Here is a 22397-nt window from a genome sequence, read left to right on the forward strand (position 1 = left end):
ATGGCCGAGGCCGACGCCGCCTCGCCGATCGCGCCCGGCACCGAAACCCGCACGGAGCCGGCTGCGCTGGCGAGCCTGACGACCGGCTCGCTCGCGCGGCGCATGATTGCGATTGCGGCGCTGTGGATTTCGGTGCTGCTGATCGGCGGCGGCTTCGCGCTCGACCGGGTGCTGACCGGCGCGATCACGCGCAACTTCGATTCGAGCCTCGAATATGTGCTGATCGCGATGATCCGCTCGTCCGAGATCGGCCCCGATGGCGAGGTGCGGCTGATCGAGCCGCTGGGTGACCAGCGCTTCCTCGAGCCCTATAGCGGCCTTTATTGGCAGATCAGCGGCGGCGGGCAGGAGCCCTATCGCTCGCGCTCGCTGTGGGAACGGACCCTCAAATCGCCCAAGCCGCACGTCGATACCGGGCTCCATACCTATGACAGCACGCAGTTTCCCGACGAACAGCTCCGCATATTGGAGCGCAACGTCATCCTTCCGGGCAGCAAGACCAACTGGCGTTTCCAGATCGCACAGTCGCGTCAGGCGCTCGACGAGCAAATCCGCGCGGTGCGCGCGACGCTGATTCCCAGCCTGGGGCTGCTTGGCGTCGGGCTGATCGTCCTCGCCGCGCTGCAGACCTTTTACGGCCTCTGGCCGCTGCGCCACATCCGGCGCGCGATCGCGGCGATGCGCGGCGGTGAAAACCGACGCGTCATCGCGCCGCTGCCGCTGGAGGTGCAGCCGATGGTCGAGGAATTGAACGCGCTGCTCGCGCATAACGAAAAGCAGGCAGAGGAGGCGCGGCTGCACGCCGGCAATCTGGCGCATGCGCTCAAGACGCCGCTGACCGTGCTGCTCAACAGCGCCGCGGGGTCGGACAGCGAACTCGCCGAAACGATCCGACGCGAGGCGGCGACGATGCGTCGACAGGTCGATCATCATCTGGCGCGCGCGCGGGCGGTCGGGCGCCGCGGGGCGGCGCAGGCGCGCGCCGCTGTCTGGGACAGCGTCGACAGCGTGCTGCGCGCGCTGACCCGCCTCCATCCCGACGTGCGTTTCGACGAGGCGGGCGACAAGACGCTGGTGGCACGGGTCGAGCGGCAGGATCTGGACGAATTGATCGGAAACCTGCTCGAAAATGCGGCCAAATATGGCGGCGGGAGCGTTTTCGTGACCGTGCAGCGCGCGGGCGGCATGGCCGAGATACTGATTGAGGACGACGGCCCCGGCATTTCGCCCGCCGACCGTCAGCGTATCTTCGACCGCGGCGTCCGGCTCGACAGCGGCAAGCCGGGGACGGGGCTTGGCCTTGCCATCGTCCGTGATGTCGCTGAAATCTATGGCGGCAGCGTCGCGCTCGAAGAGAGCGAGGATCTTGGCGGGACGCTCGTACGGCTCAAACTGCCCGCCGGTTAGGTGTGCTGCGCAAAAGAAAAGGCCCACCGGCGGACCGGCGGGCCTTCGATTGTGGAAATATGCGGGGCCGGTGCGACGTGCCTGAAAGGCGGCCGGCCCGTGGCTGCGTTATGGCGCGAGTATCGCGACGGTCAGATAGACCAGCAGCGGCAGGCCGAAGCCCAGCAAAGTCAGTGCCACAAAGGCGACGCGCGTCCACAAGACGTCGAAGCCGAAGTGGTCCGCCATGCCGGCGCACACGCCGAAGACCATGCCATCGCGACGATTCTTGCGAAAACCCTGTTTCATTTCTTTCCTTTCCGTCCCGGTCCCTCCGGGACCGGCGTTGTTCGTGGGTGGGGGCGGCTGGTCAGATGACCAGCCGGCCGAGTTCCGCACCGTTCGGGCCAGCAGCGGCCAGGAACATGATCGAGCAGTAGAGCGTGGCAACCGCCGCGATGGCGTAGCTCTTGAGCGATTCGGTGTTGAAATGAGCCATGATATAATCCTTTCGTTCCTCCCACCCGGACCATCCGGTGGATGCCAGTAGCAATGCAGGAGGCGTGCCAATTTCATTCATTGGCGGTTAACCGCGGTTTTTTCGAGGTTGAAACTATATTTCAGCGGGAAAAAATCAATGATGTGGTGAAAATTGCCTTAAATTGGAATTTTTTGCGTTTGGCCTTTGGTAGGCAGCAATGATGCGCGGGACTCGCATCGCACACAGGGCTGGGGTAGGCGCAACGCAGATGACGCTGATCCGCCTTTCGTTGACCGATTTCCGCAATCACGCGGGGGCCGATCTGGCGGCCGGGCCCGGCCTCGTCGCGCTTCACGGCGACAATGGCGCGGGCAAGACCAATATATTGGAGGCGATATCGCTGCTCGCGCCGGGGCGCGGGCTTCGGCGCGCGGCGCTACCCGATATGGTGCGCGACGGCGCTGCCGGCGGCTTCGCAGTGTTCGGCGAGGTGCAGGGTGATCCTGCCCTCGCCCCCGTGGCGCTTGGCACCGGGGTCGAACCCTCGGCGCCGGGGCGCCGGGTCGTCCGGATCAATGGCAGCGCCGCGGCGGCGACGGCACTCGGCGACTGGCTCGCCATCCTCTGGCTCACCCCGGCTATGGACCGTTTGTTCGTGGAAACGGCGGGCAATCGGCGACGCTTCCTCGACCGCCTCGTCCTCGCCCTTGACCCCCGCCATGCCCAGCATGGCAATCGTTATGAGGCGGCGATGCGCGCGCGCGGCAAATTGCTCGCCGACCTTTCCGCCGCCGATCCGCAATGGCTGGCGAGCCTAGAGGCGCAGCTGGCCGAGCATGGTGCGGCGATCGATGCGGCGCGCCAGCGGACGCTCGCGGCCCTGTTCGCCGAACTGGCGGAACAGCCCGACGCGCCCTTCGCGCGTCCGCTCCTCACCCTTGTCGATGCCGATGGCGCCCCGCGCAGCGCGGCGTATGAACCGGCGGCACTGCGCGATCTGTTCGCGGCGCGGCGCCGGATCGACGCAGCGGCCGGGCGCGCGACCGCGGGGCCGCACCGCGACGACCTTTCCGCCGTCCATGCGGCGAGCGGTCGCGCCGCCGCGCGCTGTTCGACCGGCGAGCAGAAGGCGATGCTGCTTTCGCTCGTCCTTGCGCACAGCGATTGCGTGGCGCGCGCGCGGGGGCAGCGGCCGATACTGCTGCTCGACGAAGTCGCCGCGCATCTCGACCCGCTGCGCCGCGCGGCGCTTTACGCGCGCCTCGCCGGGCAGGGCGGGCAGGCGTGGCTCACCGGCACCGAGGCGGGGCTGTTCGACGCGATGCCGGGGCCGGTGACGCGCTTTCGGGTTGCGGGCGGGCGGATCGCGCCGGGCTAGGGCGTCGCCGCACCGTGACGAACGCTGCGCCTTTCCACGCTTCGCCCGCTTGTGCGGCCCGTCGTTCGTCCGTAACGCTGAGGCGAATCTCCGGCGCCCGACCGGACGGATATGGGAGCAATGCGCGTGACGAGTGACGTGATGACAGAGCCGCTGGTGGCGCTCGATCCGGCCTGGCCGAAAATGTCGATGGCCGATGCAACCGCGGTGCTGACCGCGCCCGGCGCGCGCTTCGAGATGGAGACGGTAACGATCCGCGGTGTCCCGACGCGCGTCTGGAAAAATGCCCCCAACGATCTGGGCGTCCTTCTCGACATGTCGCGCACCCATGGCGCGCGACTGTTCACCATCCTCGACGACGACCGCGTCAGCTTCGAGGCGAATTGGCGCGCGACCGCGGCGCTGGCGCAGGCGTTGCAGGACATGGGCGTCGGCAAGGGTGACCGCGTCGCCTTTGCGATGCGCAACCTGCCCGAATGGCCAATGGTCTTTTTCGCGATCACGACGATCGGCGCGATCGCAGTGCCGCTCAACGCGTGGTGGACCGGTGCCGAACTGGCCTATGGCATCCGCGATTCGGGGGCGAAGGTTGTGATCGTCGATGGCGAGCGGCTGGAGCGGCTGCGCGATCATCGCGAAGAACTGGGCGGCGTATCGCGCTGGATCGTCGCGCGCGGCGGCGCTGAAGACGACGCGACGGCGATCGAGGATATCGTCGGCGCACCCGCAAGCTGGGCGGCGCTTCCCGATATCGCGCGGCCCGTCGTTGCGATCGATCCCGATGACGAGGCGACGATCTTCTACACCAGCGGCACGACGGGCAATCCCAAGGGCGCGCTCGGCACCCATCGCAATCTGATGAGCAACATCCTCTCGGGCGGCTTTTCGGCGGCGCGCAGCTTTCTGCGCCGCGGCGAAGCGATCCCCGATCCGCAGCCGCGCACGACGCTGACCGTCATCCCGATGTTTCACGTCACCGCCTGTTCGGCCAGCCTGATGGGCAGCATGGCGGCAGGCAATACGACGATTTTCATGCGAAAATGGGACGTGGTGCAGGCGATGGAGATCATCGCGCGCGAAAAGGTCAATGTGACCGGCGGCGTGCCGACGATCGCCTGGCAGCTGATCGAGCACCCCGACCGCGCCAATTACGATCTCTCGTCGATCGAAGCGATCGCCTATGGCGGCGCGCCGTCGGCGCCCGAACTCGTCAAGCGCATCTATGAAGAATTCGGGGCGCTGCCCGGCAACGGCTGGGGGATGACCGAAACGATGGCGACAGTGACGTCGCATTCGTCGGAAGATTATCTCAATCGTCCGACCAGCGCCGGGCCGGCGGTTGCGGTCGCCGACCTTGAAATCCGCGACGATGACGGCGTGACGGTGCTGCCGACGGGAACGGTCGGCGAGCTGTGGGCGCGCGGCCCGATGATCGTCAAAGGCTATTGGAACAAGCCCGAGGCGACGGCCGTAACCTTTGTCGACGGCTGGGTGCGCACCGGCGATCTCGCGCGCCTCGATGACGAAGGCTTCGTCTATATCGTCGACCGGGCGAAGGACATGGTGCTGCGCGGCGGCGAGAATATCTATTCGTCGGAAGTCGAAAACGCGCTCTACGAACATCCGGCGGTCACCGATTGCGCGATCATCGGCATCCCGCATCGCACGCTGGGCGAAGAACCCGCGGCGGTCGTCCATCTGGCGCCGGGGATGACGGCAAGCGAGAGCGAATTGCAGGATTGGGTGCGCGCGCGGCTCGCCGCGTTCAAGGTGCCGGTGGCGGTGCATTTCGTCGCCGACACGCTGCCGCGCAACGCCAATGGCAAGATATTGAAGAAGGATCTGAAGGCGCTGTTCGCCGACCGCGCAAGCTGACGGACGTTTTGGGACGAGCGGGGAGTGCGGCTTTGCCGCCCCCGCGACGTCTTCCGGGCAAAGGATAGGCCTTTGCCAAATTTTCTATACGATTTTCCGCTCCATGTTCGCTGGCCGCGCGGCGCGATGATCCTGCCTCTGCTGACTCTCGCAGCCTGCGGCGCACCGCATTCGCCCTCCGATCAGGCGATTGCGACCTTCTCTCTGACGACGCGCGCGGGGATTACCGATTATGCGGTCGATCCCGATCCGCTCAAACATGCCGCTGCCGGCTATTTTCGCGATGTGGCGGTGGCGGCGCCAGACGAATCGGTCGGGCAGTTTCGCGCTCGCGTCGCCACCGCCATCTATTCCGAAAAAGGCGTCCACGCGTCGCTCGGTTCGGCGGCGCAGCAGGCGATCGTGCCGCGGCTCGCCGCGCTCGATGCCGCCGCGCGGAAGGACGACCGGCAGGGTGCGGGACTCGCGGCGCTCGAAATCTATCGCGCGCTGGTCGAGGATATGGCGACCGTGTCGAAGGCGACAACGGCGATGGCGCTGATCGATTATGCGCAATTGGCCGGGACCGCGCGCCTTGGGGCGGCGCGGCCCGATTGGTCCGGCGTCGATGCGGCGATGGCGGTGGCGGGGCAACATTGGGATGACATAGCGGGTGACGTCGGCGACACGGCGCTGGCGGGCCAGATGGGTGCGGCGCTGAAGGCGGCACAGGATGGCGCGGCGCGGCGCGACGATTCCGCAACCGAACAGGCGCTGCAGGCCGCACGGCCATCGATCGATCGCCTGATCGCCTATTTCAAACGGACATAGCCGAGAGGACCGCGTGCGGCGGTCGGTGTGAGCGGCGCGAGGCGATAGCGCGCGACATAGCCGATATGGTCGGACAGCATGCGGCCGTCGGCGCCGCGCCCGAACGGCACCGATATGGCTTCAGCGGTGAGCGCGGCAAAGCGTGTCGATGCAAATAATTGCCAGTCCTTCGAGCGGCGAAAGCTTTCGAGCGCGGCGCGGGGGAGGCCGCTTGTGCTGCGCGAGCAGGCGTGCATCGCATCGTCGAGCGCGCCGGTGCGGCCATTTCCCCACCAGCCGTCCGTTGCCGACGCGAAGGCGCGGGCGCGCGGCGCGATCTTGCCGACGTTGAAATCACCGGCAAAGATGATCGGATAGCGATGCCATGGGCTTTGCGCCATGAACCGTCCGGCAGCGTCGAGCTGGCGGCGATAGGCATAGTCGGCGCGCTCATCCGAAACCCCCGACGCGCCGCGCGAATTGAAATGTGCGGTGGTGACGACGACCGGCGTTGCCGCGCCCGGCACCGCGACGAGCGCCATCAATATGCCCTTGTTGGCAAGGCAGTCATAACCGGCACAGGCATAGGCCGGAAAGGGCGCGCGGCGTACCGCGAGGATCGGATAGTCCGACAGCAGTTGCAGCCCGCTGCCGAGCAGCTTGCCCGACCGCTCGCCCTTGAACCACGATGCCGCGGCAGCGAAGCGGCGGTCGGCGTCGGTTGCGGGCAGGCTGCTTCGATCGGCGGCGGCCGGGCCGTCCACGACATAGCGATAGCCGCTTTCTGCGCCGATCCGCTGGGCGGAGCGCGTGAAGGCTTCCTGCAGCACGACGATGTGCGGCTGGATTCCCGCCTGCCGCATCGCGCGCAGCCGCGCCGCGATCTGTCCGAAATCATCGCTGCGCCCCCAGGCAAGCGGCCAGGGAAGACCATGGATATTGTAGGTGAGGACACTGATCGGCGTTGCGGAGGCTGGCGACGGCGCGGCGGTGGCGGTGCAACTTGCGGCAAACGCCGCCGCCAGCGTAGCGATCCGGAGCGCGCGGCGGGACAGGATTTGGGACATGGGGCAAGACTCCCGCTACGCAATTCGACCATCGCCCCTGTCAAATGGACGGCGCCGCGCGCGATTTTCCGCATCGGCACGAAAAAAGCGTCGCATTGCCGATCGATGGGCGCGATCCGATTGCGGCTTGCGCGCGGCATTGGTATGGGGCGGCGCATGATCGCCGACGGTCTGGATGGGGCGTTCCTGGCCCACCGCGCAGCGCTGGAACGTTTCGTGCGGGCCCGCTGCGGCGACGCGTCGGACGCCGAGGATATTCTGCAGGATTTGTGGATCAAGATCGGCGGGATCGCGGCGGTTCCAGACGATCCGTTCTCCTATCTCTATCGGGTCGCCGACAATCTGGTGATCGATCGCCGCCGCTCGGCGCAGCGCCGCGAGCGGCGCGACGATGCGTGGAGCGCGCTGGCAACGGGCGACGCGGGCGAGGCGTCGCCGGCTCCATCGGCCGAGCGCACGGCGATCGCGAAGAGCGAGCTTGCCCGCGTCGCGGCGCTGTTTGACGAACTGGGCGAGCCGACCACCGGCATCTTCCGCAGCTACCGCATCGACGGCACACCGCAGCGCGATATTGCCGCGCATTTCGGCCTCAGCCTGAGCGCTGTCGAAAAACATCTACAAAAGGCCTACAAGGCCGTATTGCAATTACGTGACAAACTCGATGCGGAAAATGACTGACCATACCGTCCTAGCTGCGAAGGGACGGTTTTAGGCATGGCAAACGGCGCGGCAGAAAAGGAAGCGGTGGGCTGGTTCGTCCGGCAGCGCGACCCCGCGCATGCCGATTGGCCCGCCTTCACCGCGTGGCTGAAGGCCGATCCGGCGCACGCCGCAGCCTATGACCGGGTAGCGATCGCCGATGCGGCGATGACCGAGGCCCTCGCCGCGCGCCCCTTGGCCGCGGATCGCCCCGACGCCGCGCCTGCCAACGACAATGCCCCCGGATTCTTCCGCCGCTCTGGTGCAGTCGCCGCCGCGCTGCTTGTCGCGGTGAGCGCATGGCCGGTCTACCGCGTCGCGGTGCCGACCTATGCGGTCGAGACCGCGCTCGGCGAGCAGCGCAGCGTGACGCTGGACGACGGGACGGTGATAGACTTAAACGGCGGAACGCGCGTGACACTCGACCGCCGCAATCCGCGCATCGCCACGCTCGAAAGCGGCGAGGCGGTGTTCCGCGTCACCCACGATCCGGCCGATCCCTTCACCGTCGTATCGGGCGATATGCGGCTGCGCGATATCGGCACGGTCTTCAACGTCGCGCGCGAGGACGGACGTGCCGAAGTGAGCGTTGCCGAAGGTGCGGTGATGTTCGATCCCGATCGCGCGGCCCTGCTGCTCCGCGCGGGGCAGCGGCTGCTCATCGCACATAGCGGCGCGGCGCCGGTCGTCACCCGCGTCGATCCCGCAACGGTGGCGGGGTGGAAGACGGGCCGGCTCGATTTCACCGCGACACCGCTGTCGGATATTGCACCCGACCTGTCGCGCGCGCTTGGCGCCCCGATCGCCGTCGATCCCGCCATCGCCGATCGCACCTTTACGGGCACGATCCTGATCGACGGCAAGGATAGGGCCGCTATAGAAAAGATCGCGATCCTGATGGGCGTTTCGGCCCGCAAGGTCGGCGAGGAGTGGCGACTGACCGCGAACTGATGGTGCAGCGTTACAGGCAATGGGCGGCGGCCAGCCTCGTGGCGGCTCTGGCCCCCGCGTCGGTCCATGCCGCCGAGACGCATCGCTTTGCCATCGCTGCCGGCCGGCTCGACCAGGCGATCCTCGACCTCGGGCGCCAGGGCGGCGTCAGCGTCGCGCTTGCCGATCCTGCGATGGGCGAGATCCGGGTGCGCCGCGTCGCCGGCACGATGGACGTCGAAACCGCGCTCGCGCGGCTGCTGCGCGGCACCGGGCTGGGCGTGACGATCATCGACGCGCGCAGCTTTCGCATTGTGCGCGTCCCCGTCCGGGCGCGCCCGGCACCGCCGCCGCGCCGCCCGGCGCCGCGCCCCGCGGCTCCGCGCCCGGCCGACTCCGCGCCGCCCGAAGAGATTATCGTCACGGCCAGCAAGCGCGACACCTCGCTCGCCGACTATCCCGCTGCGGTCACGGTGATGCGCCTCGATGACAGTTTCGCGGGCGCGCCCGGGCAGCATGGTTCGGACGTCATCGTGCGCCAGCTTCCGTCGGTCAATTCGACCAACCTCGGCCCCGGCCGCAACAAACTGTTCATTCGCGGCGTCGCCGATTCAAGCTTCACCGGCCCGACGCAGGCGACGGTTGGGCAATATTTCGGCTACGCGCGGCTCAACTATAACGCGCCCGATCCCGACATCGCGCTCTATGACATCGACAAGATCGAGGTGCTGGAAGGGCCGCAGGGGACGCTTTACGGCGCCGGATCGCTCGGCGGCATCATCCGCATCGATCCGGCAAAGCCCGATAGCGGCGGTTTCGCGGCGCGGATGCAAGCGGGCTATGCACTGACCCAGCACGGCGCCGACAGCCACGATGCGGCGGCGACGCTCAACCTGCCGCTGTTGACCGACCGTGCTGCGCTGCGTGTCGTCGGCTATCATCGCATCGATGGCGGCTATATCGACGACAGCGCCCGCGGGCTGAGCAACGTCAACCGCAGCCGCATCTTCGGCGGGCGCGCGGCGCTGCGTGTGACACCGGGCGACGGCTGGACGATCGATGCGGGCTGGGTGCGGCAGGACATCCAGACGCGCGACGGTCAATATTCGGAGGCCGGGCTGCCCGACCTGACGCGGCAGAGCCTGATCGCGCAGCCCTTCGACAATGATTATTCGCTGCTTTACGCGACGGTCGAAAGAAGCTGGGGTCCGCTGGTGCTGCGATCGACTGGTGCGATCGTGTCGCACGATCTGGCGAACCGCTTCGATGCGTCGGCGCTCGGCGGCGGGAACCCCTTGGCCTTTACGCAGGATATTGGGATCCGCCAGCACGCCAATGAAACCACGCTGTCGCGGCAGGGCGCGCACGGGCATGGCTGGATCGCGGGGATCGGCATCACCGACGGGAAGGACCGGACCCGGCGCGCGCTTGGCGACCCCGCCGCGCCCGCCCCGATTGCCGATATTCTGAACGAACGCAGCGAGGTGGCGCTGTTCGGCGAATGGACCTTCGGCCTGGCGCCGCGGCTCAGCGCCAGCCTCGGCGGCCGCTATGCCCATACGCGTTTTTCGGGCGAGTTGATCGATCCCGCCAACCCGAACCCGCCCGAACCGCGCCGCGCCGTCGACTATTTCGTACCCGCCGCGTCGCTGCGCTGGAAGCCGGGGGGCGGGTGGCTGATCTACGGGCGCTATCAGGAGGGATTCCGACCCGGCGGCTTGTCGGTGAGCAGCCCGGGAAGCGCGGTCGCCTTCCAGTCGGACACCATTGCGACGTTCGAACTCGGCGCGCGGCGGGGCGCGCCCGATCATGATCCGCTCAGCGTGGCGCTGTCGGGCTCATACGCGCGCTGGGAATCGATCCAGGCCGACCTCGTCGATGCGCAGGGTTTTCCCTACACGGACAATATCGGCAATGGTTCGATTCTCGGATTCAGCGCGTCTGCGACGTGGAACGCCACCCCGTCGCTGCGCCTCGACGGCAGCGCCTTTCTCAACCACAGCAGCCTGACCCAGGCCGCACCGGCCTATGCGCGGGCGGAGGACAATGATCTGCCCAATATCGCGCAGTGGGGCGCGCGGGTGGGCGCGCGCTGGGTGCAGAGCGTCGGCGCCGATGCCCGCCTGTCGATTGCCGCCGATGCGCGCTATGTCGGCAAATCCTATCTCGGCGTCGGCAATCTGCTCGACATCAGCCAGGGCCGCTATGTCGACACGGCTCTGAACCTGCGTCTCGAGCGCGGGCGTTTCGGCTTTGCGCTAGGTGTCACGAACCTGTTCAACGCCGATCGTAACCGCTTTTCCTATGGGAACCCCTTCACTGTGGTCGCCGGTCGGCAGGAAACGCCGCTGCGGCCCCGCACCGTCAGGATTGGCCTGGATGCAGCCTTTTGAACGGAGGTTCAGCCGCGCGCGGCGGCGGCGCCTTTGCGGGCGCGGCGCGGGTGCGAGGCGCCTTGTCCGCGTTGCGGCTGCCCCAGACGAGCAAGCGATAGACCATCGCCATCAAGGACATGTCAGTCATGCGGCCCTCCGATAAATCCTCGCGCAAATTCCTCGCCTCGATCCACGACGTCAGCCCGCGCTTCGCCGACGAGGTCGATCGCCTGCTCGATCAACTCGTCCGCCACCTTGGTGGGCCGAAGGTCGCGATGCTGGTCGTTCCCGACCATTGGGACAGCGCGCCGATCGCCGAAGACCGGGGCTTTCAGAGCCGCCTGCGCGGCTGGGCCGACGCGGGTGTTGAAATGTTTGTGCATGGCTGGGCGCATCGCGACGACAGCCGGCACAGCGGAGCGGTCGACGGCTTCCGCGCGCGCCACATGACGGCGGGCGAGGGCGAGTTCCTCGGCCTTGACCATGCCACCGCGCTGGCGCGGATGACGGCGGCCAAGAAACTGGTTGAGGACGTGACAGGGGTTGCCGCAACCGGTTTCATCGCGCCCGCGTGGCTCTACGGAGCTGGGGCTCTGTCCGCTTTGCCACAGGCCGGATTTACGATGGCCGAGGATCATATGAAGGTGTGGAATCCGCAAACCGGCGCGGTGCTCGCGCGCGGTCCGGTCATCACCTGGGCAAGCCGCAGCAGGGCGCGGATTGCCAGTTCCTTGTTGTTTTCTGCGCTCGCGCGGCATGCGCTGAAGCCGATGCGCGACGTGCGCGTCGCGTTGCATCCGGGCGATGCGCATGTGCCCAGCCTTGTGACCAGCATCGACAAATGCTGTGCCGCGCTGCTCGCCGGACGCCGGGTCGCCCGCTATGGGGATCTCGCGGCCGATCATGCCGCCACCCGCGACGAACGCGCGGCGATCAGCGCGTCATAATGGCGGAGCAGGTCCGCGACATGGTCGCGGTCCGACCGGACGGCGATGGCGGCACGGCGCGCCGCCTGACGGACCGCCGCGCGATCGCGCGCGCAGAAGCGGGCGATGGCCTGCGTCGCTGCGGCGGCATCGCGTGCGGCATAGGTTTCCGCAAAATCCTGGCGAGCGATCTCGGCACAGCCGCCCTCGTCGGGGACGATCAACGGCAGGCTCGACGCCAGCGCTTCCGACGCCACCAGGCCGAAGGTTTCGCCTTCGCATCCGTGGATCAGCGCGTCGCAGCTCGCCATCAGCGTTGCCAGTTGCGGCCGGTCATAGATTGGCTGGAACATGCGGATATGCGGATTGCCGCCGACCTGCTTGCGCAGCGCGGCGCTCGCCGGTCCCTTGCCGATCAGGATCAGGCCGACGGGTTCGCGGGCGGCGGCCGCCTGCACCGCGTCGATCACCATGTCCCATCGCTTTTCGCCATGGTGCCGCCCGATGCCGACCAGCAGCGTGGCGCTTTCGGGAAGGTCGCATTGCGCCAGCAGGTCGGCGCGCAGGCTGGCGTCGCGCAGGGTCGGTGAAAAGGCGGCGCGATCGATGCCCAGCGCGACGCAATGCGCCGGACCGATGTGGCGGTCGCTCAGCCGCTTGCCCAGCGAATCGCCGCAGACCACCAGACTGTCGAACAGCGGCATCGCGCGGCGCAGATAACGATTGAACCATTCGAAGGCGGCGTCGATCTTTTCGCGCGAGGCGATCCGTCCGAACCAGCGCTGCGGATAGGATACGACCGGGTCGCTGTGCAGGAAAAAGACCTTCGCGGCGTCGCCGGCCCATTTTCCGACGATCCACGCGGGGCGCCAGGGCGAAGAGGCTTCGACGACATCGGGGTGCAACCGGTCGAGCCAGGCATGGATCGGCGCCGCATCCCAGAACATGCGATAATTGGCATCGAACGGCAGCGGCGGCGCCTTGACCCAGATGATCCGGCCGCCGGTCGCGCGCACTTCCTCGCGATCCTCGGCGCCGGGCGCGAGGACGATCAGTTCGTGGCCGGCTTCGGCAAGCAACTGCATCTTGCGGTCGACATAGGAGCGGATGCCGCCGCCGGTGGGGGAATAGAATTCGCAGACGTCGACGATCCGCATCACCTCAATCCTTCTTGACCGGCGAAAAGCCCAGGCCGTGGAAATAATTCATCATCACGTGCATTTCCGTGACACCGCTGCCCAGCGTCACCGCGGCCTTTGCCGATTTGGGTTTGCTCCACCCCAATTTGGGATTGCCGGGAAAGCCGACGCCGTCGGAGGAAAAGCTGAACTTGTGCTTGCCGTCGCGGTCGTGGATCATCGCGAAGCTGAAGCGGCCAGGCCGCGGCGCCCGGATGCACACCGCGACCGGACCGGCGGCGGGGGCCGCAAATTCGATGCGGCGGAAATCCTTGCCCGCTTTCTGAAGGACGAAATCATCCTCCAGAAAATCCTTGTCGTTGCTCGGGAACAGCTCGACCCGGATCCGTCCCTTGCGGTCCTTCAGCCCGTCGAGCCAGACGAGCAGCGCCGGCGTTGTCGAACCCGCGGCGCAGGCGGGCGCGTCGCCATAGACCGCGGCGCGTGCGGACGGCACCATTGCGGCTGAAGCCAGCATGGCGGCGGCGAGGGCAGGGAAGCGGAAGCGGGTCATGCGGCCGCTCCCTTGCGCAGCGGCAGCCAGGTCAGCGCAAAGACGATGACGTGGCAGAGCAGGGTCAGCGCGACTGTCAGAGCCACGAGCCGCGTCACCGCGGCGTCGTTGCCGACCAGAAAGACCGCCAGATTGGCAAAGACGATGTCCTTGTTGGGGACGAGCGGCAGGCGCGCGACGAGTTGGCGTCCCGTCACGAGCAGCATCCAGAGCGCGAGCGGCACGAGCGGCAGCGCAAGATGCCAGCACAGCGCGAGCAGCCCGGTGTAGGCGATGGTGCGGACGAGGTGGATCAGGAACACCCAGCGCAGTTCACTCGCAGGAAGCGAGAACAGGCGGCCGCGGAAGAGCAGGATGGCGAGCGACAGGGCGAGCATGACCCCTACCGACCCCAGGATCGGGCGGATATGCTCGGCGGGCAGCAGCGAATAGGCGAAGGGCGTGGCGATAGCGAGCAGTGCCAGCGTGAAGATGTTGCCGACGACCGCCGACAGGATGCTGACATCCTTGATCGCCGCGAAAGGCGCCGCGACCATGTTGAGCCGCGTCCGGGCCCAGGCGTAGAAATAGGCTTCCCCCGAATAGCCGAGCAAAATCTCGTTCGCGACCAGCTTGCGCAGGATCGGCACGATGCCCGACAGCGGCAGGCCCCACAGCCGCCGGAAAATCACCAGATCGGACAGCGGCTGCACCGCATAGATGGCAAGGAAGACCAGATAGAATAGCGGGTTGGTGGGCAGCGCCTCGTGCAGCGCGGCCAGTCCGCCGCCCAAAAGCTTGCGTATCAGTCCGGCGAGCAGCGCCAGGCTGAGCAGGCCGCTGACCAGCGCCGGCCAGCGGCTGCGGATTGGTGTCAGCGGCTCAAGTGCGGCGAGGGGGGGCGTCGGTGTGGGGGCTGTGGCAACCGTCAATCCGTTCACGCTTTTATCCCGTTAGTATCGTTTCCAGCGATTTTTCGCTTCTTCAGCTTCAGACGCCGCGGCGCGGCCGATCCCGCATCGGCGCGGTGCGGAAAATCGACGCGCGCGGCGTCTTGTCGATGGAAGGGCGTCCGACACGGGCGCCGGTATGGCATCGGAAAGGCCTGCGGCGTGGCGCGAGCGCAGCACATCGTCATCATTTTCCACGATTTTTCGTTCGGAGGGACCGAGGTGATCGCGCTGCGGCTGGCGCGCGAATGGGTGGCGCAGGGGCGCCGCGTCACCTTGCTTTGCGGCACATTCGATGGTCCGCTGCGCTCCGCCGTGCCGCGCGGGGTACACACCGAACGCCTCGAACCCGAAATTCCCAGAACGCCGCTTTCGCGCCTGCGCCTGCGGCGTGCGCTGTCGGCGGCGATCGCTCGCCTGCGGCCGGACGTCCTCTTTCTGCCGGGCAATTTTCATCATGTGCTGGCGGGCGCCGTGCGCGATTTGCCGCGGCGGCCGAAGGTCGTGGCGAAGATCAGCAATCCGCTGGCGCCTTCGGCGATCCCGGCGCTACGCGCGCTGCTTGCGCGGGCCTTTCGTGGGGCGGCGCGCGATGTCGACTGGTTCGCCGCCATGTCGACCGGGCTCGCGGACGATGTGCGTGCGCTGACGGGACGCGCGGAGGTCAGCGTGATCTTCGATCCCAATATCGACACGATCATAAATTTGCCGGCAGCCAGGAAGGTGCCGGGCACCGGGCCGCTGCATCTGCTGGCGGCGGGGCGACTCGTCGAGCAGAAGGATTTCGGTCTCGCGGTGCGCGTTGTCGCCGAACTGGCCAAGCATCGCGACGTGCGGCTGACCATTGCGGGCGACGGGCCCGACGCGCCGCGGCTGGCGCGGCTGGCGCGGCGTTTGGGCGTTGCGGACCGGATTGCGCTACCGGGGCGCCTGGCATCGATCGGGCCGGCGCTCGACCATGCCGACCTGCTGCTGATTACCTCGCGCTACGAAGGCGGGCCTGCCGTTGCGGTCGAAGCGCTCGAACGCGGCGTTCCGGTTATCGCCACCGACTGTTCGCATTTCCTGCGAGATTTGCTCGCGGACGGTGATTGCGGCGCGATCGTCCCCAGCCGCGAACCGGCGGCGATTGCCGAGGCGATGCTCGAATGGATCGACCGGCAGGATCGCCGACCCTTTTCTCCGGCGGTCGTTACCGAGCCTTTCGGCACGGCTTTCGCTGCGCGCCGCTATCTCGATCTTTTCGACCGTCTGGCCGGGGCGGGCGGTTGCGCCGCGGCGGTCAGCAGGTCAACGCCGCCGCGAACAGGCAGCGAAAGCGCTCGACGCACTCGGCCCCTTCTTCGGCATCGAGTTCGAAATTATCGACCTTCATGATCGTCCGCAGGACGCCGACGCCCATCAGGATCGCCAGCAGCATATTGGCGCGCATCTCGCCCTGATCGCCGCCGATCGTTCCGGCGAGCGGCTCCAGAACGTCGCGGTTCACCAGTTCGCGGATGATATCGCCCGCCTTGGGAGACGAGGCCGAGCGCAGCATGATGACGAACATCTCCATGCGATGATGGCGGTCGGCGTCGTCGTCTTCGGCGACGAGTTGCGCCAGAAAACCGGGTAATTCGTCGATGCTTTTGGGCTCGCGGAACAGATGCGGCTTTGCTTCGTCGCTGACGACTTCGCGGAACAGCCCTTCCTTGCCGCCGAAATAGCGGCTGATCAGCGCGACATCGACCCCGGCATCACCCGCAATGTCGCGCAGTCCGACATTTTCATACGCCTCGCGCAGAAAGCGTTGGTGCGCGGCCGCCAATATCGACGCGCGGGTTGCAACGGCATCGCGCCGCTTGATGGTTGAGCTTCTCTCCATTTTTGCGTCCATAATGGTGAATGAGAATAAATCAACAACTGTTGACTTACGATGAACGGCCCACTAGTTGACAGCGACCGTCATCGCGCAACTTCCCCCCTCCCTGTGGCGCGATGGCGGAACGCTTCAACAGAAAAGACAAGATCATGCAAAAGCGCTTTCTCCTCGCGCCCGTCCTGTGCCTTTCGTTCGCGCTGGCTGCCTGTTCGGGCGGCGGCGACCAAGGACAGGGCGGTCCGCCGTCGCTTCCCGTCACCGTGTCTCAGCCCCTCGTCCGCGACGTGACGGAGTGGGATGATTTTGTCGGCCGTTTCGAAGCGATCGACAGTGTCGAAGTGCGGCCGCGCGCCTCGGGATATTTGCAGCGCGTACACTTTGCCGACGGCCAATATGTGCGGGCCGGGCAGCTTCTCTTTTCGATCGATGCGCGCCCGAACCAGGCGGCGCTCGATCAGGCGCGCGCGCAGTTGGCGCGCGCCAACGCGACCTTGGCGAACGCAAAAACCGAATTCGCGCGCTCGGCGACACTGGCCGCATCGCAAGCGGCGAGTACCGAGGAGGTCGAGCAGCGCCGTGCCGCGGTGCGCGCCGGCGAAGCCGATGTGGCGGCGGCGCAGGCCGCGGTGCGATCGGCGCAGCTCAACGTCGGCTTCACGCGCGTGACCGCACCGATTTCGGGGCGTATTTCGCAGCGGCTGGTCGATCCCGGCAATGCGGTCACCGCCGATCAGACGGTGTTGACGACGATCGTGTCGACGAGCCCCATCCATTTCAGCTTCCAGGGTTCCGAGGCGAGCCTGCTCGGCTATGAACGCCGCGGCGACAAGCTCGACGGCGCGCCGGTGCGTATCCGCCTGCAAGGACAGCAGGATTATGCGATTTCGGGCCGGATCGACTTTGTCGACAACGCACTGTCGAACGGATCGGGGACGATCACCGTCCGCGCCGTCGTGCCCAACCCCGATGGCAAGCTGCGCCCGGGCATGTTCGGCCAGCTTCAGCTTGCGGCTTCGGCGCCGCACGCCGCCGTCATGGTTCCCGACACCGCCATCGTCACCGATGCGGCGCGGCGCCTGGTCTATGTGATCGGCGACAAGAATGTGGTGCAGGCGCGCCCGGTCGAGCTTGGCCCCGTCATCGACGGGCTGCGCGTGATCCGTTCGGGCATCACCGCCAAGGATCGCGTCGTCGTCGGCGGCATCCAGCGCGCGATGCTGGGCAAGCCCGCGAAGATCGAGGCGGGCCGGATCGGTGCCGATGGCAAGGTCGTGCCCGCCAAGGCGGCCGCGAAGCCTGCCGCGGCGGGCGCTGCAGCGGGCAAGGGCGGCGCACAGTGAATTTCAGCCGATTTTTCGTCGACCGCCCGATCTTCGCGGCGGTCATCGCCATCTTCATCACGCTGATCGGCGCCTTTGCCTATCCGCAGCTTCCGCTCGCCCAATATCCGGAGATCGCGCCGCCGACGATCAGCATCACCGCATCCTATCCCGGCGCCTCGCCCGACACGATCGCCGAAACGGTGTCGTCGACCATCGAGCAGGAGGTCAACGGCGTCGAGAATATGCTCTATATCCAGTCGTCCTCGACGCAGGGTCTGGCGCAGATAACGGTGACATTCCAGCCAGGCACCGACCTCGATGCGGCGCAGGTGCTCGTTCAGAACCGCGTTGCGCTCGCCGAACCGCGCCTGCCCGAACAGGTGCGCCAGATCGGCGTGCAGGTGAACAAGCAGGAAACCGGCTTCCTGATGATCGTCGCGCTGACGACGACCGATCCGGCGATCGACCTCGATTATGTCGGCAACTATGCCAATTCGACGCTGCGCGACCGGCTGCTGCGCCTGAAGGGCGTCGGCGGGGTGCAGATTTTCGGCGGCGGCTATTATTCGATGCGCGTGTGGATCGACCCCGACAAGGCCGCCGCGCGCAACCTGACCGCGACCGAGATTGTCGCGGCGCTGCAGAGCCAGAATGTCCAAGTCGCCGGCGGCTCGGTCGGCGCGCCGCCCTATGGCAAGGGCAATCCCGCGTTCGAGCTTCCGGTCGAAGTGCCGGGACGCCTCGTGACGCCCGAACAATTCGCCAATGTCGTGATCAAGACCGATACGCAGAATGGCGCGATCACGCGGCTGAAGGACGTCGCGCGGGTCGAGCTTGGCAGTCAGGATTATGGCGTGCGCGGCGTTTTCAACGGCCAGCCGGGCGTCGGCATGGCGGTGATCCAGCAGCCGGGCGCCAACGCGCTCGATGCCGCGAAGCTGGTGCTCGACGAGGTCAAGGCGGCGTCGAAGGACTTCCCGCCGGGGCTGGAATATCAGATCCCCTTCAACCCGACCGAATATGTGCAGGCGTCGGTAAGCGCGGTGCAGGAAACGCTGATCGAGGCGATCATCCTCGTCGTCATCGTCGTGCTCGTCTTTCTGCAGACCTGGCGCGCGGCGATCATCCCGATCATCGCGATTCCGGTGGCGCTCATCGGCACCTTTGCGGTGCAGCTGGCGCTCGGCTTTTCGATCAACTCGCTGTCGCTGTTCGCGCTGGTGCTCGCGGTCGGCATCGTCGTCGACGACGCGATCGTGGTCGTCGAGGCGGTCGAGAAGCATATTCGTCAGGGCCTCACCCCGCGCGAAGCCGCGCACCGGACGATGAGCGAAGTGTCGGGCGCGCTGATCGCGATCGGCCTCGTCCTTGTCGCGGTGTTCGTGCCGACGGCCTTCATCCCCGGCATCCCCGGTATCTTCTATCAGCAATTCGCGGTAACGATCGCGGCGGCGACGGTCTTTTCGTTGCTGACGTCGCTTACCCTGTCGCCCGCGATGGCGGCGCTGCTGCTAAAGCCACACGAGGAGCATCACGCCGAACCGAAAAACCGGATCATGCGCGTGGTGCGCCGCGCCGCGAACAGGTTCAACGACGGGTTCGACCGACTGTCCGAACGCTATGGCACCACCACCGCGTCGCTGATCCGCAAGACGGCGCTGATGCTGGGCATCTATGCGGTACTGCTCGCCGCGACCGGCTGGCGCCTCGCAGATACGCCGACGGGCTTCATCCCCGATCAGGATCAGGGCGTGCTGATCGGCGTGGTTCAGCTTCCGCCCGGCGCGTCGCTCGATCGCACGAGCGAGGTGCTGGCGCGCGCGCAGAAGACGGTGTCGCAGATCGACGGCGTCGAGAGCATCGCGACCTTTTCGGGGCTCGACGGCGCGAGCTTTTCGACCGCATCGAACGCGGGCACGATGTTCATCCGTCTGAAGGACTGGAGCGAGCGCGGCAGCGATCTGAGTGCGAGCGCCCTGTCGGGCAAGCTGTCGGGCGCGCTCGCGATGGCGCTCCCTGAAGCGAACGCCTTCGTCATTGCGCCGCCCGCGGTGCAGGGCCTCGGCAACGGCAACGGCTTCACCATGATGCTGCAGGCGCGCGAGGGGCAAAGCTATCGCGACCTCGAAAAGGTGACGCAGGCGATGATGGGCGGAGCGCAGCAGGTGCCCGACGTCACGCAGGTCTTTTCGCTGTTCAACACCGGAAGCCCGCGCATCTTCGCCGATGTCGATCGTGACAAGGCGCAGATATTGGGCGTCGACCCGAGCCAGGTCTACGCCGCGCTCGGCACCTATCTTGCCTCGACCTATGTCAACGACTTCAACTTCCTTGGCCGCACCTTCCGCGTCACGGCTCAGGCCGAACCAAGCGCGCGCAGCCGGATCGAGGATGTGGGCCGATTGCAGGTGCGGTCCTCGTCGGGCGAGATGGTTCCGCTCTCGTCGGTCGCGACCTTCCGCGACGACAGCGGTCCGACCCGCGTCGTGCGTTACAATCTGTTCCCCGCGGTCGAACTGCAGGGACAGGCGGCGCCGGGCGTCTCATCGGGTGCGGCGTTGACCTCGATGGAGGGACTGGCCGCGAAGACGATGCCGCAGGGCTTTTCCTATGAATGGACGGGCCTTGCCTATCAGGAAAAGCAGGCGGGGAGCAGCGCGGTGCTGATCTTCCTGCTCGCGGTGGTCTTCGTCTTCCTGGTGCTGGCGGCGCAATATGAATCGCTGCCGCTGCCGCTCGCGGTGATCCTGATCGTGCCGATGTGCATATTGGCGGCGATGCTTGGCGTGAACCTGCGCGGGATGGACAATAATATCCTGACGCAAGTCGGGCTGGTCGTGCTGATTGCGCTCGCGGCGAAGAACGCGATCCTGATCGTCGAATTCGCCAAGCAGGCGGAGGAAGAGGAGGGGATGGCTCCGCTCGACGCCGCGGTTCACGCCGCGCAGTCGCGCCTGCGTCCGATCCTGATGACCAGCTTTGCCTTCATCTTCGGCGTCATTCCGCTCGCGGTGGCAAGCGGGCCGGGGCAGGAAATGCGCCAGGCACTCGGCACGGCGGTGACGTTCGGCATGCTCGGCGTCACCATATTCGGGCTGATCTTCACGCCGATCTTCTACGTCGTGTCGCGCAAGCTGGGCTATCGCGTCCAGCAATGGTTCGCGCGCGGCCGCACCAACAAGGGCGGCGATGCGCCGCTGGAGATGCCATGATGAGCCGTAATGTCCTGCTGGCCGGTGCCGCCGCGCTTGCACTGTCGGGCTGTGCCGTCGGTCCGGCCTATGTGTCGCCGACCCCCGCCGCTCCCGGACAGACGCCTTTCCTCGAGGCAGGCAAATCGCCCGCCTTCACCGGCGAGCAGCCGGCGGGGCATTGGTGGAGCCTGTTCGGCGACCCGACGCTCGACGCGCTCGTCGAAGAGGCGCTCGCCGCCAATACCGATCTGCGCGTCGCCGCCGCCAATCTGGCACAGGCGCGCGCGGTGTTGAAGGAATCGCGAGCGGGGCGCCTGCCGACCACCGGAATAAGCGCCAGCGGCACCTACGCCCGCCAGCCGGGCAGTGTCACCGGCATCGGCCCGGTCGAGGGCGAAAGCTATGATGTCGGGCTCGACATCGGTTATCAGGTCGATCTGTTCGGGCGCGTCGAAAGTGCGATCCGCGCGAGCCGCGCAGATGCCGACGCGGTGCAGGCGGCCTTCGACCTGACGCGCATCACGGTCGCGGCGGAAACGACGCGCGCCTATGCTGACGTCTGCGCCTACAACCGCCAGCTTGCGGTGGCGGAGGAAACGCTGCGCATTCAGGAACAGACCTTCGACCTGACGCGCCGGCTGTTCGAAGGCGGGCGCGCGACGCGGCTCGACACCGGGCAGGCAGGGGCGCTGTTGGAACAGACGCGCGCGACCCTGCCGACCTTGAAGGCGCAGCGCGCCGGGGCGCTCTATCGCCTTGCGCTGCTGACTGGCAAGCCGCCCGCCGAAGCGCCGCAGGCCGCGTTGCAATGCCAGGCGCCGCCCGAACTCGACCGTCCGATTCCGGTCGGTGACGGCGCCGCGCTGCTCGCCCGTCGCCCGGATATTCGCCGGGCCGAGCGCCAGCTCGCCGCCGCCGCGGCGCGCGTCAATGTTGCGACCGCCGACCTTTATCCCAGCATCAGCATCGGCGGGTCTGTGGGATCGACCGCCGACGCGGTGTCGGGGCTGGGCAAGTCCGACAGCTTCCGCTTTTCGATCGGGCCGCTGATTTCGTGGAGCTTTCCGAACATCGCGGTCGCGCGTTCGCGGCTGAAGCAGGCGGAGGCCGGCGCCGACGCGGCGCTGGCGACCTTCGACGGCACCTGGCTCGGCGCGCTTCAGGAAACCGAAAGCGCGCTCGCCAACTATGCCGGCGAACTCGACCGGCTTGCCGCGCTACGCCGTGCAGCGGACGAAGCGGGCGAGGCGGCGCGGATCGCGCGGCTTCGCTATCAGGCGGGGCGCGAGAATTTTCAGGTCGTACTCGATGCCGAGCGCTCGTTGGCGCAGATCCAGGCGAGCATCGCCCAGTCCGAACAGCAGCGCGCGACCTATCTGGTCGCGCTGTTCCTGGCGCTGGGCGGCGGCTGGCAGGACGGCGCCGCCTAAGGCGCCGATCTCGTGAAAGAAAAAGGCCGGTGCAGCGTGGGCTGCGCCGGCCTTTTTCAT

General features: G+C 67.0%; 20 protein-coding genes. 13 read left to right on the plus strand and 7 right to left on the minus strand.

Translation table 11 applies throughout. From position 1 onward, the window contains the following. Nucleotides 1–102 precede the first annotated feature (102 nt). Nucleotides 103–1407, plus strand: coding sequence for a HAMP domain-containing sensor histidine kinase (locus MU856_RS05115; RefSeq protein ID WP_318153208.1), 1305 nt, complete (start codon nucleotides 103–105; stop codon nucleotides 1405–1407). 108 nt (nucleotides 1408–1515) lie between these two features. Here the strand turns inward: MU856_RS05115 and MU856_RS05120 are convergent, their stop codons facing one another. Beyond that, nucleotides 1516–1695 carry a PspC domain-containing protein gene (locus MU856_RS05120; protein ID WP_003044434.1) on the minus strand — a complete coding sequence of 60 codons (180 nt, stop codon included), beginning with the start codon at nucleotides 1693–1695 and terminating at the stop codon, nucleotides 1516–1518. Between the two features lie 61 nt (nucleotides 1696–1756). Beyond that, nucleotides 1757–1885 (minus strand): hypothetical protein, encoded by a 129-nt coding sequence (locus tag MU856_RS05125; protein WP_255265911.1) that lies wholly within the window; start codon nucleotides 1883–1885, stop codon nucleotides 1757–1759. A gap of 41 nt (nucleotides 1886–1926) precedes the next feature. Between MU856_RS05125 and MU856_RS05130 the strand changes: the two genes are divergently transcribed. The 4 genes from MU856_RS05130 (at nucleotide 1927) to MU856_RS05145 (ending at nucleotide 5930) form a co-directional block, all read left to right on the plus strand. Then, the gene (locus MU856_RS05130; RefSeq protein ID WP_263588507.1) at nucleotides 1927–2088 is read left to right on the plus strand and encodes a hypothetical protein; all 162 of its coding nucleotides are present in this window, start codon (nucleotides 1927–1929) and stop codon (nucleotides 2086–2088) included. A 47-nt stretch (nucleotides 2089–2135) separates the two neighbouring features. Further along, a complete protein-coding gene (gene recF, locus MU856_RS05135) occupies nucleotides 2136–3245 on the plus strand; it encodes a DNA replication/repair protein RecF (protein ID WP_263588508.1) in 1110 nt (369 codons plus the stop codon). A 120-nt stretch (nucleotides 3246–3365) separates the two neighbouring features. Next, a complete protein-coding gene (locus MU856_RS05140) occupies nucleotides 3366–5120 on the plus strand; it encodes a class I adenylate-forming enzyme family protein (protein WP_263588509.1) in 1755 nt (584 codons plus the stop codon). A gap of 72 nt (nucleotides 5121–5192) precedes the next feature. Beyond that, complete coding sequence (locus MU856_RS05145; protein WP_263588510.1) at nucleotides 5193–5930, plus strand: hypothetical protein; 738 nt, start codon at nucleotides 5193–5195, stop codon at nucleotides 5928–5930. Here the strand turns inward: MU856_RS05145 and MU856_RS05150 are convergent. Next, complete coding sequence (locus MU856_RS05150) at nucleotides 5912–6976, minus strand: endonuclease/exonuclease/phosphatase family protein (RefSeq protein ID WP_263588511.1); 1065 nt, start codon at nucleotides 6974–6976, stop codon at nucleotides 5912–5914. The two genes, MU856_RS05145 and MU856_RS05150, sit on opposite strands and share 19 nt — an antisense overlap. A gap of 156 nt (nucleotides 6977–7132) precedes the next feature. Between MU856_RS05150 and MU856_RS05155 the strand changes: the two genes are divergently transcribed. The 4 genes from MU856_RS05155 (at nucleotide 7133) to MU856_RS05170 (ending at nucleotide 11927) form a co-directional block, all read left to right on the plus strand. Further along, the gene (locus tag MU856_RS05155) at nucleotides 7133–7654 is read left to right on the plus strand and encodes an RNA polymerase sigma factor (RefSeq protein WP_263588512.1); all 522 of its coding nucleotides are present in this window, start codon (nucleotides 7133–7135) and stop codon (nucleotides 7652–7654) included. Between the two features lie 36 nt (nucleotides 7655–7690). Further along, the gene (locus tag MU856_RS05160) at nucleotides 7691–8626 is read left to right on the plus strand and encodes a FecR family protein (protein WP_263588513.1); all 936 of its coding nucleotides are present in this window, start codon (nucleotides 7691–7693) and stop codon (nucleotides 8624–8626) included. After that, nucleotides 8605–10998 (plus strand): TonB-dependent receptor domain-containing protein, encoded by a 2394-nt coding sequence (locus tag MU856_RS05165; protein WP_263588514.1) that lies wholly within the window; start codon nucleotides 8605–8607, stop codon nucleotides 10996–10998. The genes MU856_RS05160 and MU856_RS05165 overlap by 22 nt, the downstream gene beginning before the upstream one ends. A gap of 128 nt (nucleotides 10999–11126) precedes the next feature. After that, nucleotides 11127–11927, plus strand: coding sequence for a polysaccharide deacetylase family protein (locus MU856_RS05170; RefSeq protein WP_263588515.1), 801 nt, complete (start codon nucleotides 11127–11129; stop codon nucleotides 11925–11927). On the opposite strand, the gene MU856_RS05175 is transcribed toward MU856_RS05170, so the two are convergent. From MU856_RS05175 to MU856_RS05185, 3 genes are read right to left on the minus strand one after another with little or no spacing between them, the layout of a single operon-like run. Beyond that, entirely contained in the window at nucleotides 11882–13063 is a 1182-nt protein-coding gene (locus tag MU856_RS05175; RefSeq protein WP_263588516.1) for a glycosyltransferase, read from the minus strand. The genes MU856_RS05170 and MU856_RS05175 overlap by 46 nt on opposite strands. 4 nt (nucleotides 13064–13067) lie before the next feature. After that, nucleotides 13068–13598, minus strand: coding sequence for a DUF2141 domain-containing protein (locus MU856_RS05180; protein ID WP_062902273.1), 531 nt, complete (start codon nucleotides 13596–13598; stop codon nucleotides 13068–13070). Further along, a complete protein-coding gene (locus tag MU856_RS05185; protein ID WP_263588517.1) occupies nucleotides 13595–14371 on the minus strand; it encodes a hypothetical protein in 777 nt (258 codons plus the stop codon). The genes MU856_RS05180 and MU856_RS05185 overlap by 4 nt, the downstream gene beginning before the upstream one ends. Here MU856_RS05185 and MU856_RS05190 point away from each other — a divergent pair. After that, the gene (locus MU856_RS05190) at nucleotides 14345–15904 is read left to right on the plus strand and encodes a glycosyltransferase (RefSeq protein WP_263588518.1); all 1560 of its coding nucleotides are present in this window, start codon (nucleotides 14345–14347) and stop codon (nucleotides 15902–15904) included. The genes MU856_RS05185 and MU856_RS05190 overlap by 27 nt on opposite strands. Here the strand turns inward: MU856_RS05190 and MU856_RS05195 are convergent. Next, complete coding sequence (locus MU856_RS05195) at nucleotides 15810–16394, minus strand: TetR/AcrR family transcriptional regulator (protein WP_165760685.1); 585 nt, start codon at nucleotides 16392–16394, stop codon at nucleotides 15810–15812. The genes MU856_RS05190 and MU856_RS05195 overlap by 95 nt on opposite strands. 146 nt (nucleotides 16395–16540) lie before the next feature. Between MU856_RS05195 and MU856_RS05200 the strand changes: the two genes are divergently transcribed. From MU856_RS05200 to MU856_RS05210, 3 genes are read left to right on the plus strand one after another with little or no spacing between them, the layout of a single operon-like run. Then, nucleotides 16541–17731 carry an efflux RND transporter periplasmic adaptor subunit gene (locus tag MU856_RS05200; RefSeq protein WP_263588519.1) on the plus strand — a complete coding sequence of 397 codons (1191 nt, stop codon included), beginning with the start codon at nucleotides 16541–16543 and terminating at the stop codon, nucleotides 17729–17731. After that, nucleotides 17728–20925, plus strand: a complete 3198-nt coding sequence (locus MU856_RS05205) for an efflux RND transporter permease subunit (protein ID WP_263588520.1) — start codon at nucleotides 17728–17730, stop codon at nucleotides 20923–20925. Before MU856_RS05200 ends, MU856_RS05205 begins: the two co-directional genes overlap by 4 nt. Continuing rightward, complete coding sequence (locus MU856_RS05210) at nucleotides 20922–22337, plus strand: TolC family protein (protein ID WP_318153200.1); 1416 nt, start codon at nucleotides 20922–20924, stop codon at nucleotides 22335–22337. The genes MU856_RS05205 and MU856_RS05210 overlap by 4 nt, the downstream gene beginning before the upstream one ends. Nucleotides 22338–22397 lie beyond the last annotated feature (60 nt).

Source organism: Sphingopyxis sp. GC21 (genome assembly GCF_025727575.1).
In the GTDB taxonomy this organism is placed as follows: domain Bacteria; phylum Pseudomonadota; class Alphaproteobacteria; order Sphingomonadales; family Sphingomonadaceae; genus Sphingopyxis; species Sphingopyxis terrae_A.

What these genes read in the sequence shown, in the direction of transcription:
- MU856_RS05115 (WP_318153208.1), top strand. Translation starts at nt 103, where the DNA reads ATGATTGCGATTGCGGCGCTGTGGATTTCGGTGCTGCTGATCGGCGGC.
- MU856_RS05150 (WP_263588511.1), bottom strand. Translation starts at nt 6,976, where the DNA reads ATGTCCCAAATCCTGTCCCGCCGCGCGCTCCGGATCGCTACGCTGGCG.
- recF (WP_263588508.1), top strand. Translation starts at nt 2,136, where the DNA reads ATGACGCTGATCCGCCTTTCGTTGACCGATTTCCGCAATCACGCGGGG.
- MU856_RS05170 (WP_263588515.1), top strand. Translation starts at nt 11,127, where the DNA reads ATGCGGCCCTCCGATAAATCCTCGCGCAAATTCCTCGCCTCGATCCAC.
- MU856_RS05180 (WP_062902273.1), bottom strand. Translation starts at nt 13,598, where the DNA reads ATGACCCGCTTCCGCTTCCCTGCCCTCGCCGCCGCCATGCTGGCTTCA.
- MU856_RS05120 (WP_003044434.1), bottom strand. Translation starts at nt 1,695, where the DNA reads ATGAAACAGGGTTTTCGCAAGAATCGTCGCGATGGCATGGTCTTCGGC.
- MU856_RS05175 (WP_263588516.1), bottom strand. Translation starts at nt 13,063, where the DNA reads ATGCGGATCGTCGACGTCTGCGAATTCTATTCCCCCACCGGCGGCGGC.
- MU856_RS05155 (WP_263588512.1), top strand. Translation starts at nt 7,133, where the DNA reads ATGATCGCCGACGGTCTGGATGGGGCGTTCCTGGCCCACCGCGCAGCG.
- MU856_RS05210 (WP_318153200.1), top strand. Translation starts at nt 20,922, where the DNA reads ATGATGAGCCGTAATGTCCTGCTGGCCGGTGCCGCCGCGCTTGCACTG.
- MU856_RS05200 (WP_263588519.1), top strand. Translation starts at nt 16,541, where the DNA reads ATGCAAAAGCGCTTTCTCCTCGCGCCCGTCCTGTGCCTTTCGTTCGCG.
- MU856_RS05125 (WP_255265911.1), bottom strand. Translation starts at nt 1,885, where the DNA reads ATGGCTCATTTCAACACCGAATCGCTCAAGAGCTACGCCATCGCGGCG.
- MU856_RS05195 (WP_165760685.1), bottom strand. Translation starts at nt 16,394, where the DNA reads ATGGAGAGAAGCTCAACCATCAAGCGGCGCGATGCCGTTGCAACCCGC.
- MU856_RS05140 (WP_263588509.1), top strand. Translation starts at nt 3,366, where the DNA reads ATGCGCGTGACGAGTGACGTGATGACAGAGCCGCTGGTGGCGCTCGAT.
- MU856_RS05130 (WP_263588507.1), top strand. Translation starts at nt 1,927, where the DNA reads ATGCCAGTAGCAATGCAGGAGGCGTGCCAATTTCATTCATTGGCGGTT.
- MU856_RS05160 (WP_263588513.1), top strand. Translation starts at nt 7,691, where the DNA reads ATGGCAAACGGCGCGGCAGAAAAGGAAGCGGTGGGCTGGTTCGTCCGG.